Source organism: Tessaracoccus rhinocerotis (assembly GCF_007197885.1).
GTDB classification, from domain to species: domain Bacteria; phylum Actinomycetota; class Actinomycetes; order Propionibacteriales; family Propionibacteriaceae; genus Arachnia; species Arachnia rhinocerotis.
Genome location: NZ_VKKG01000009.1, coordinates 1 through 8,348 on the forward strand (window position 1 = coordinate 1; position 8,348 = coordinate 8,348).

The 8,348-nt window shown below is 61.8% G+C and carries 7 protein-coding genes and 2 pseudogenes; 3 read left to right on the forward strand and 6 right to left on the reverse strand.

Features of this window, described 5'->3' with window-relative positions; translation table 11 throughout:
* Window positions 1–67: 67 nt before the first annotated feature.
* The 5 genes and pseudogenes from FOJ82_RS15825 to FOJ82_RS15845 all read right to left on the reverse strand — a co-directional run bounded on the left by FOJ82_RS15825 (window position 68) and on the right by FOJ82_RS15845 (window position 4,361).
* Window positions 68–367: an IS110 family transposase gene (locus tag FOJ82_RS15825; RefSeq protein WP_221933202.1), complete on the reverse strand. Its 300-nt coding sequence runs from the start codon at window positions 365–367 to the stop codon at window positions 68–70.
* A gap of 369 nt (window positions 368–736) precedes the next feature.
* Window positions 737–1,847: pseudogene (locus FOJ82_RS15830) on the reverse strand (IS110 family RNA-guided transposase).
* Between the two features lie 638 nt (window positions 1,848–2,485).
* Window positions 2,486–3,652: an IS30 family transposase gene (locus FOJ82_RS15835; protein ID WP_425472512.1), complete on the reverse strand. Its 1,167-nt coding sequence runs from the start codon at window positions 3,650–3,652 to the stop codon at window positions 2,486–2,488.
* Window positions 3,547–4,047 carry an IS3 family transposase gene (locus tag FOJ82_RS17075; RefSeq protein ID WP_143939471.1) on the reverse strand — a complete coding sequence of 167 codons (501 nt, stop codon included), beginning with the start codon at window positions 4,045–4,047 and terminating at the stop codon, window positions 3,547–3,549. The genes FOJ82_RS15835 and FOJ82_RS17075 overlap by 106 nt, the downstream gene beginning before the upstream one ends.
* A gap of 110 nt (window positions 4,048–4,157) precedes the next feature.
* The gene (locus FOJ82_RS15845; protein WP_143939476.1) at window positions 4,158–4,361 is read right to left on the reverse strand and encodes a transposase; all 204 of its coding nucleotides are present in this window, start codon (window positions 4,359–4,361) and stop codon (window positions 4,158–4,160) included.
* 639 nt (window positions 4,362–5,000) lie between these two features.
* On the opposite strand from FOJ82_RS15845, the gene FOJ82_RS15850 reads away from it, so the two are divergent.
* From FOJ82_RS15850 to FOJ82_RS15860, 3 genes are all read left to right on the forward strand, one after another.
* Window positions 5,001–5,162 (forward strand): transposase, encoded by a 162-nt coding sequence (locus tag FOJ82_RS15850; protein ID WP_143939472.1) that lies wholly within the window; start codon window positions 5,001–5,003, stop codon window positions 5,160–5,162.
* A gap of 116 nt (window positions 5,163–5,278) precedes the next feature.
* The gene (locus FOJ82_RS15855) at window positions 5,279–6,538 is read left to right on the forward strand and encodes a nucleotide sugar dehydrogenase (RefSeq protein ID WP_143939473.1); all 1,260 of its coding nucleotides are present in this window, start codon (window positions 5,279–5,281) and stop codon (window positions 6,536–6,538) included.
* Between the two features lie 546 nt (window positions 6,539–7,084).
* Window positions 7,085–7,837: a glycosyltransferase gene (locus FOJ82_RS15860; protein ID WP_185975855.1), complete on the forward strand. Its 753-nt coding sequence runs from the start codon at window positions 7,085–7,087 to the stop codon at window positions 7,835–7,837.
* 200 nt (window positions 7,838–8,037) lie between these two features.
* Here the strand turns inward: FOJ82_RS15860 and FOJ82_RS15865 are convergent.
* Window positions 8,038–8,348 (reverse strand): annotated as a pseudogene (locus FOJ82_RS15865) (hypothetical protein); the annotation flags it as partial.

The window sequence follows — 8,348 nt, forward strand, 5'->3', positions numbered from 1 at the left end:
ACGTCGAGGTCTTCCAGATGGGCAGTGTGAGAACTTCCATCATCGGGAGGCCTCGACCCCTACCCGGTCAACGACGCGCCGGACCCACTACACCCCGCTTTGTGATGAGCCCCTTATGCCCGTTCCGGCGGATGAACGAGGTGAGCGCAGCTCCGTAGGAGCCGGTGCCCTCGATCCCGAACGCGATGATCCTCCCGAACCCGGTCGCCCACTCAAGTAGCTGCCGGAACCCGGCCCTGTCGGTCGAGATCGTCAACGATGCGAGGATCCCTCCGACGGAGTCCATCACCGCGGCGACGTGAACGTGCTTGTGAGTATCGACGCCCATCACGACGTGCCCGGAGCGGGCGGGCTCGAGCTGATCCATATCCTGCTGTCTCCTTCACCGGTTAGCGCGGTCTTCACGCTGTCGCCGACGGGTGGACAGGACTGTCATGGGACGCGTTGTAATGACTGCTCCAGGCCCCTATCGGGTCACGCCCGATCCGGCGGCAGCGGCTCTGCGCGCCTGGCTGGAGGCTCGACAGATCAACGCCAAGGCACCTGCGGGCCAATCGTAGGCAAGGGTCAGAACACTCCAGCCAGGACTACCCCATCCTTGCGAGATCGGGCAGAAACAGACTCACAGTCATAGGAATCGCCCTTGCTGCCCACGGAGGCGACGGCCTCGGCTTCGGCGAGACGTTGGGTGTAGCGGATGGCTCGGTACTGGACTCCGCGGATGCTCTCCTAAGAGTCAAGCAGCGGTTTTGCGGGGTTTGTTGTTCGGGGCGATGTTGTCGATGCCGGGGTTGAGGAGGAAGTAGGTTTCGCGTGCGAGGTAGCGCTTCAGGCAGCGGATGATCTCCATTTTGGAGTGGCCTTCGGCCGTCTTCTTCGCGGCGTAGGCCTTCGTTCTGGGATCGAGTCTGAGGCGGCTGATCACGGCCAGGTGGAGGGCACGGTTGGCCTGCCGGTCGCCTCCTCGGTTGAGGCGGTGTCGCTGGGTCATTCCGGATGAGGCGGGCAGGGGTGAGACGCCGCAGAGCATCGCGAACGCCGCTTCGGATTTCATCCGGTCGGGGTTGTCGCCTGCGGTGACGAGGAGTTGGCCGGCGCCCTCGATGCCGATTCCGACTCGTTTGAGGAGTTCTGGGGCGAGCGCTTCGACGATCGGGTTGATGAGGTCGTCGAGGTCGGCGATCTCGTCGGTGAGTTCGAGGTAGCGACGACCGAATGATCTCAACGCGATCCGGTAGGCGACCATGGGGTCGGTCGCGTTGGAGCCGTCGGGTCGCCAGGCTGCGAGATGGCGGATCAGCTGCATCCGGGTGAGGTTGCGAATCTGATCGCGGACCTCGTCGGGGGCGGCGACGATCGACATCCGCAGCAGCTGCAACGCGTTGCGTCGTTCGCGGACGGCCTGAGCACGGGCGATCCGTAGGATTCTGAGGGCTTCGACCGCGCCGTCCTTGGACTTCGGGGATCGTGGTGCGTCGTTGATGGAGCGCGGCACGGGCAGCATTGATAGCATCGAGGTCGTCGTCTTTGCCCCTTCGGCGGCGATCCGATCGATCGGGTCGGTCAACCTCGAGGACCGTGACATCATGTTTGGCCAGGTGTCGTGTGAGGCCGGCGCCGTAGGAGCCGGTGCCCTCGATGCCGATCCGGATCGGATCCCCGTAGCTGCGCACCCATGTCAGCAACGCCCGGTATCCGGCGCGGGTCGTGGAGAAGCTGTGGGTACTCAGCAGGGTGCCAGCAGTGTCCACGACCGCAGCGACGTGGATCTCTTTGTGGGTGTCGACGCCGGCGAATACCGGCGGGTGTGCTTGATGCTTCCCAGTGGCGTCGGGAATGATGGCCATGTCGTGCTCCGATCTGTTCGCATGGGCGGGGAACGGCACCGCGCACCACCAGACCGGCGGACAAGACAGTGATGAGCACCAGTTGGTGCAGGCTCTCCTTAGGTCACTCCGGCGGCGAGGCGTGACACCTCACCGGGTTTCTCGGGGGACCGACAGATCCGAGGAAAGACAGCAGATGTCGATCGGAGTGAGAGTCAGGAACCCTCGAGAACACCCGGCACCAACATCCTCGCGCGTCCGTCGCTGTGAGGGTCAGGACCCCCGAGAACACCAGCAGTAACAGTCTCACTGTCGCTGTGGTGGACCAGCCGGTCAGGTTGGCTCCGGTGTGGCGGCGGGTCCACAGGGCCATGTCGAGGGCGTCCAGGGCCAGGTCGGTGCGCAGGGAGGAGGGGGCCTGCCAGCCCAGCACGATCCGGGAGAACACGTCCAGGATAAACGCGACGTAGACCCAGCCGGCGTGGGTGCGGACGCCAGCGCTGGTCCGCCACCCGCAACTGGTTCGGGGCCTCGGCGACGAACTGCTGCTCGACCAGGTCCTCGGGGCGGGGTGTCTCGGCGCCGTCGCTGCGGGTAGTGTGGAGGGTTGTCGACGGCGCTCGAAAAGTAGACAGTTTCGGCGCCTTGTATTCCATCAGTCATCGCAACGAGGGGTGTTCAGCGGACGTTAGCAGGGCGTGGAAGAGTTCGTGAGGGGTGCGGTCACCTAGGACCATTCTGGGTCGATGGTTGAGCTGTTGCTCGACGAACGCCAGGTGCTCGGGACCGTGCCCCGAGAGGTCTGTGGATTTGGGGAAGTACTGACGCAGCAGCCCGTTGGTGTTCTCGTTGCTGCCTCGCTGCCAAGGGCTGCCTGCATCGCAGAAGTAGACCCGGGTTCCGGTGTCGAGGGTTACCTTGAGGTGCTTGGCCATCTCGGTGCCCTGGTCCCAGGTCAAAGTTCGCCGCAACGCCGGTGGCAGGTCACGCAGCACCTGAACGAGGGCGGTATGCATCTCGGATGAGTTGAATGCGGGCAGATGGAGCAGCTTCACGTAGCGGGTGTGCCGTTCGACCAGGGTGCCGATCGCAGACCGGTTCTCGATACCGCAGATGAGGTCTCCTTCCCAATGCCCCGCCTCACTGCGATCGGTGGGCTCGAAGCCCCGGTCATGGACCGACAGCATCGGTTGAGCGAAGCGGCGCCGAGCGCGGATGGGACGGGAGTGTCCTCGGCGGTGATCCCGGCCTGTTCGCAGCGGTGAGGGGGCTGGTTTGCGCAGGATGTCGGTGGCTGGCCGGTAGATCGCCTGATAGATCGTCTCGGTGGCCACCCTGTGCTGTGGGTCGTCGGGGTGGTCGCGGCGCAGGGCGCGGGAGATCTGCTGCGGGCTCCACCGTTGTGCCAGCTTCGCCGTCACGAAGGTCCGCAACTCGGAGTCACCGGCGAGTTTGAGGGGCCGAGTCCGCCTGCGGCGGGCAGCAGCCTGGGAATGCGCGTGGAACGGTCGATACTCGCCGGAGTGATGACGATTTCGCCGCAACTCACGGCTGATCGTGGATGGTGATCTGCCCAGCAGTGCCGCGATGTCGGTCGGCCCCCTGCCTTGGGATGCGAGGTCAGCTATCTGGACGCGTTCGGCTTCGGAGAGGAATCGTGGCGAGATGACCCGCACAGCAAGTGGCTCAAGGGGTGGCACAACCTTGACCGTGCCATCCTTCATCCGGATCGTGGTGCCGTTCTTCCAAGTACTCGCAGCAGAGCGCGACACTCCCACCTCCCGGGCGGCCGCCGACAGCGACCACCCCGATGCCAGCAGCTCCACGAACCGTTTCCGCGCCAATGACTTGGGCCGGCGTCCCGGCCCCTTGTGAACCCGACGAGTCGACATGCGAGAACCCCTTTCAACATCGTCCTCATTGCGACCGTCACTGGAAACCACCCCGCCGGAACTGACCAGAATTCAAGCGCCGTCGACAGGAGGGTCTTTGCGCGGGTGATGCCACGCAACCCCTCGGCCCTCATCAGCCGTTCAACGGTGCAGCGGGCCACGTGTTGGCCTTGCCGCTGGAGTTCGGCGTGGACCTTTCTGGCGCCGTAGACGCCCAGGTTGCGGCTGTGCACGGTTCGGATCTCCTTGACCAGTTCAGCGTCGCGGATAGTCCGCGCCGAGGGGGTGTGGTGCTTGTTGGCGTAGTAGGTGCTCGGAGCGATCTGCATCCCTGCTTCCCGCAGGATCCGACAGATCGGCTCGACTTGCGAGCCTGCGGCCCTCCACGATGCGGTCCCGGTGGGCGTCGATGTAGTCGACGACCAACGCGACCGGCACCTCACGGGCTACCTGATCTTGCGGTCGAGCTCCGCGGCTGCGAAAAAGCTGCGCTGGTCTTCAGGATCTCGTTGGCCCGCCGCAGCTCCCGGACCTCGCGTTCTAACTCGGTGATCCGGGCCTGGTCATCGGTGGTGATCCCCGGCCGGAGACCGTCATCGACCTCGGCGTGGCGGACCCAGTTGCGCAGCGCTTCGGGGTGGATCCCCCAAGCTGGTCAGCGACCCGTCTGATCGCGCCACGACTCGTCTCCGGGTCCTTCCTCGCGTCCAACGCCATCCGCGTCGCCCGCTGTGCAGCTCGACGCTGTACTTCCTCGGTGGTGCCATGACTCTCATCCTTCGCTGGTTGAGAGCCTCCACCAGACCCGGGGCGATTCAGAGTGAAGGACGTCGCAGGGTCGGCGGGCGAGGCAGACGATGGCGGCGCTGTGTTTCTTCTTCTCGGGCCGTTTGCGGTCGTAGTAGGCCCGGCTCGGCGGTGGGACAATTAGGTCTCAACTAAAGCCATGGCCACTTATGCAAGGTTTCCGACGGGCCCCTCGGCGGCGTGGTGGGCGTTGCAGGAGGTGGTGATGGACCATTCCTCGGTCAGCGCCGTGGCGGCGGTGCGGCCGGGCATGGGGCACCGTCCATGACGCCGTCACAGCCCTTGGTCAGCAGGTGCTGATCAGCCATCCGGACAGGCTCGAGGGGGTGAAGCTGGTCGCGGTCGAGGAACACTGCTGGCCCCACACCCGCCACGACGACCAGGTACGTGACCGTCGTCATTGACCTGACTCCCGTTAGGGACGGCACCGGTCCGGCGACGCTGTTGGACATGGGCGGGGGCCGCTGGCAAAAAAGTGTTCAAGACCTGGCTAGAGGCGCCGAGCCCGGAGTTCCGAGTCGCGGTGGAGATCGTGGCCATGGACGGGTTCACTGGCTACCAGTCCGCCACCGCCGAGGCCGTCCCCGACACCACGACCGTGACGGATCTGTTCCATCTTGACAGCATTGGCAGGTGACAAGTTCAACCAGACCCGCCTGACGCAGGCCTGATCGCTCCCCAAGCGCACGGTACCTCTATCGTCCGCTAGCATTATCGATGCGGCATAACCTGAGATCCCGCTAAGGAGCGAAAATGACCGATACAGTCACCATCGTTGGACAGGGGTACGTTGGCTTACCCCTCGCAGAGGCCGCTAGCGAAGTTGGGTGGCGCGTGTGGGGTCTGGAAGCATCAAGCCGCGTGGTCACCCAGTTAAACCGTGGACAGTCACATGTCGACGACATCAGCGATCAACAGCTCGAGCGCATGTTGGGAAGGGGATACGCAGCGACCTTGGACCCAAGCTGTGTGTCTCGCTCCCAGATTGTCGTTATATGCGTTCCCACTCCGCTTGGCGATGCGGGATCACCCGACCTCTCCGCCGTCACAGCAGCCGTGACCACTATCGCCCCCCACTTGACATCCGGTACCACGGTCATTCTCGAATCCACCACCTACCCTGGCACCACAGAGGAAGTCGTGCTGCCACTGCTATCTAGCGGCACGCACCTCACTCCCAATCAAGAATTCCTCGTTGCCTTCAGTCCGGAGCGGGTGAACCCGGGAGACAAGAAGTTCGGCATTCGAAATACACCCAAACTTGTCGGAGGTCTGACAAAGGAAGCCTCCGAAGCCGCAAGTGCATTCTATGCCTCGTTTGTTGAGCAGGTGGTGGTCTTGAGTGGGCCTCGGGAGGCGGAGACTGCCAAGCTGCTCGAAAATACGTTTAGGCACGTTAACATCGCTTTGGTCAACGAGATGGCAAAGTTCTGCCACGAACTCGGCATCGACATTTGGGAAGTAATACGAGGAGCTTCGACAAAACCATTTGGTTTTATGAGGTTCACGCCGGGCCCAGGCGTGGGTGGCCATTGCATTCCTATCGACCCCAACTACCTCTCCTTTGAGGTTCGAAAAGAGCTCGGCTATCCGTTTCGTTTCGTCGAATTAGCCCAGGAGATCAACAACTCCATGCCAAGATATGTAGTTGATCGAATCGTCGAAGCACTCAACGACGTTGGGAAACCACTTAACGGATCTCGTGTCCTCCTGCTCGGGGTCACTTACAAACCCGACATCGCCGACCAGCGTGAATCCCCCGCCATACCCGTGGCCGATATTCTTCGACAGAAGAAGGCGCGAGTTGAGTTTTACGACCCCTACGTCGAAAACTGGGCCATCAGTGACGGTTCCCTGGAACGCTCCCGCGAATTGGAAGCAGCGGTCCTGGGTGCAGATATTGTTGTTCTTCTGCAGGCCCATTCCTCCTTCGATGTCGAGAGCCTGAGTTCAAGTGCTGCCCTGTTCCTCGATACGCAGGGGGTTAGTTCAGAAAATGTTCTGCGTCTCTAGGTGTTTTACGCATGGGCCCGACGGGAAACTAATCTGGGATTGGTCTTATGCACGGGCTTCTCGGTCTCGTGGTGGTATTGACAACATCCACGCCAACGGGTTCACGCATGTGAAGAGAATCCCTAGCTTCCATGAAGAGTGGGTCTAGAGAGCGCCATGGGTACCAAGCAGTTGCTCTTCTACTATTACGCGTTTCCGCACTATCGTCGCGAGATCCTCGCTCAACTGGCCAGCGGCGATGGGGTCTCAGTTTCTATCGTTTCTGGGAGCTCCTCTCGAGGTGGGGTTCGGGCTCTTTCTCCCGAAGACCTCCCTACCCTACGCCAAGCTCGAACTCTGTCGCTAGGACCCTTCACGTGGGACCTTCGCGTTCAGTCTCGAGCTTCCGCGAGACACGTGGACGTTGCGGTGCTCGGGCCCGCAGTCTCCTCCGTCACGACTTGGGCGATCCTCCTTCGACGGCGGCTTACTGGACGCCCTACGCTTCTATGGGGGCGTTTGGGTTATGTCGGTGAGGTCTCATTGCGACGGACGCTCATCAGGCTAATGTGCAATCTTGCGACAGGACTGCTTGTTTACGGAGAGCGTGACCGCAATTCTGCGATAGAACTCGGAATAGAGGGGAAACGTATTACAATTGTGGGGAATGCAGTAGGGACAAATGCCACGGTGTGGGACGACCAATCTTCTCAAGAGGCGTTCGTTCGCGTGCAGGAGTCTGCCATCGCCGCCGAGCGGGATGGTCGCTTGGTCTTGGTGCATTCTGGCAGATTGACTGAATCTAAGAGGCCAGAAGTTCTGCTTGAGGCGGTGGGGCTGCTGAGGGATAAGTTTCCGTTGGTCCATCTCCACGTCATCGGGGATGGTCCTTGCCTGCCGGATCTGCAACGTCACGAAAATGCCAGGTACGTCACCTTTCATGGTCCGATTTATGATTCGGGAAGACTGCAGGAGTTGATTCAATCTGCAGCAATGGTAGTTTCCCCTTTCAATATGGGCTTGTTGGCGCTGGATGCTTTGAGGGCCGGGGTTCCAGTGCTGCTTCCTGATCATCCATCCTCGGGGCCAGAGGTAGACGCCCTAACAATTGGTGTCAATGCTCGGGAGTTCTCAGCGGGGGACGCCGCGTCATTAGCGGATCAAGCAACGCAATGGGTGCGCCAAGCAAGGGATATTTCTGAATCTGATTTTGTCGATGCTCGTTCCCAAGCGCTAAAGGCCTCGGAGCCGGCGCGCGTTGCTGAAGCACTTATCCAAGCATGTGTTCACGCGACGGAAGCGGCTGTGGGCGGCGCTTGAGATTCTGGGAAGTTCCGGCTCGTATTGCATCAGTCATTGGACGGGGGTGTTGACTTGACGCCACCGGAGGATGCGGAAGAGTTCGTGTTGGGTGCTATCGCTAAAGAGCTGGGCGTTTAGTGGTTGGGCAGCATTCCAGCTCTGATACCACTCCTGTTGGAGCCGGGGTGGATGACCACCCTGCCCAAGATCATGAGGTGTCAGATGGTTGTGTGAGGGTGGCTCCTGACTAGGAAACGATGCGTGAACCAGCGGATGAAGCTGTCATGCCAACCACCCGTGCCACCGCAGAACGGGCAGGTGTCGTCAGGCAGCACGGGCTTGCAGAACAAAGTGGTCTTGTCTGGCCACACCTGCTGCGCCTGCACCTCGAGCCCGAGGACGTCGATGCGGGCAAAGGGGCTCTTCACAATCGAGGGTGTAGCTGGGGTCTGAATCCGCCGGTCTCGAGTAGGGATCTGGCGATGTAGTTGGCCAAGTTCCGGAACCCTAGTGCGGAACCGCGGAGGTG